Genomic DNA, 1,888 nt, shown 5'->3' with positions numbered 1-1,888 from the left:
CCGCTGTACAGGAGCCCGTCGGCGACGTTGTCGAGAGCGCTCACTCCCCCGGCCAGGTGGAACTGCTGGAACACGAACCCGACATGCCGCGCCCTGAGCGCCGACAACCCCCGGTCGCTCAGTTCCGAGACCTCATGCCCCGCGACCCTCACGCTGCCCCTGGTCGGACGGTCGAGCGTGCCGATCATGTGCAGAAGCGTCGACTTCCCCGACCCGGACGGCCCGACGATCGCGGCCAGCTCCCCCTGCGCGATCCCCAGATCGACCCCCTTGAGCGCCGCGACGCCCGTGTACTCCTTGGTCACCCCGTCCAGCTCAACGATGTTCACTCCGCCGGCACCCCAACCTTCAGCCCCGCACGCAGCCCGCCACCGCTGACCTCGACACGCCCGCCACCGAACGCTCCGACGTCCACGGGGACGAGCCGGCGCCCCGCCCCCTCCACGACCTCGACCCCGAAACCGCCCTCACGCAACGCCAGCAGCGCCTCCACGGGGACCGACAGGACGTCCTTCCTCCGCTCACGCTCCAGTTCGACGCTCACGGGCGCCTCGTCCAGCCGCCCCGTCCCGGCGCCGCCGAGCGAGATGCCGACATCGACCGTGGTCTCCTCGTCCTGTCCCGACCCGGAACTCTTCGCCACAGCGCCGACCTCGCTGATCTTTCCGTCGACGGCCTTGCCGCCGGGAAGCAGCACCGAGACCTCCGCGCCCTCACGCGCGAGATCCTGCTTGTCGGCATCGAGATCCACGTGGACGACCCGCCGCGTCGAGGCCACCGTCAGAACCGGCTGCCCTTGGCCGACCCGCTTCCCTTCGGGCGCCTTGACGTCCCGCACCAGCACCGCACCGCCCAGGAACACCACCTGATCCGCGCCGACCGTCCCGGTCTCTTCCAGCCCCCGATCGTCCTGCCACTCCCTCACGGCGGCCTCGGTCGCGCCGGTGAACTCCTTGTCCACGGTCATGCCGCCGTGCCCGAGCGCCCGCAGGTTCCGTTCGAGCTGCCGCACGTCCTTGCCCGAGTCGCCTCTCCCGAGCGTCCGGTACATGGGGCTGTCCCCGTACATCAGCGTGACCGGTTCGCCCGCCACCCTCAGCAGAACCCCGCCGCGCTTGACCGTCGCGCCCTGCTTCGGCGCCCACGTCACCACACCCGACGCCCCGGCCCACACCGTGCGGACACCGTCATAGGTGAGCTTCCCGTCCACCGTCTCGGTGTCCACAAGATCGCCCCGGCTCACCACGGCCGTGGCCAACCGCGCCTCCTGCCCGGCCTCCGCCTCCTCACCGTCGGCCGACCAGGCCAGCACACCCCCGCCCACGACCAGGCCGGCGACACCACCCGCGACCACGAGCCGCCTCACTGCCCGGCCCCGGGCAGCTTGAGCCGGCACTTCTCCTGGGCCCTGTCCAGCGCCTTCCGGTCGATGTCCCCCGTAGGAAGCTTCAACTTCCCGTCCGGCCCCGGATCGGGAATGTCCACCCCGTGCTCCCGCATGCACTGCGCGAACTCGGCGTACTGGTCACGCACCTTCGGGTCCTTCAGGTCGGGCATTCCCCCGCCCGCTTGAAGCCACGACTGGCACTTCTCCAGCGCCGCCTCCAGCTTCTTCCGGTCGCCCCCCTCGTCGAGCGGCGTGAACTCCGCGTCCCCGCTCCCCGGATCGGGGACGTCCACCCCGTTGTCCCGCATGCATTGAGCGAACTTGAGCCGCGCGTCCTCCGGCGACAACGACCCACTGGGCGACGCCGCCGACGACGACTCGGCCTTCGCCCCACCGGCACCGGCCACCCCGCTCCCGCCGCCGTCACCACCGCACCCGGCAAGCCCGACCACAACCGCGACCACACCCACCGCGACTCGAACACGAAACCCCATGACGTCC

3 protein-coding genes are annotated in these 1,888 nt (G+C 71.3%); all 3 read right to left on the bottom strand.

Annotated features, from left to right (window positions below):
- Positions 1-329: ATP-binding cassette domain-containing protein (locus tag E1285_RS44850; protein WP_207947308.1), on the bottom strand; the 329-nt coding region annotated here is incomplete at its 3' end.
- On the bottom strand, positions 326-1,366 hold the full coding sequence (locus E1285_RS44845) for a peptidoglycan-binding protein (protein WP_132160995.1): 1,041 nt from the start codon (positions 1,364-1,366) through the stop codon (positions 326-328). The genes E1285_RS44850 and E1285_RS44845, both read right to left, overlap by 4 nt.
- Positions 1,363-1,888, bottom strand: a 526-nt coding sequence (locus E1285_RS47035) for a hypothetical protein (RefSeq protein ID WP_207947306.1), incomplete at its 5' end; no start/stop codon positions are given. The genes E1285_RS47035 and E1285_RS44845, both read right to left, overlap by 4 nt.

The sequence above is a fragment of the Actinomadura sp. 7K507 genome (assembly GCF_004348425.1).
Taxonomy (GTDB): Bacteria; Actinomycetota; Actinomycetes; order Streptosporangiales; family Streptosporangiaceae; genus Spirillospora.
Note: the sequence above shows the minus strand (reverse complement) of the source record. Positions and strands in the feature narration are given on the sequence as shown.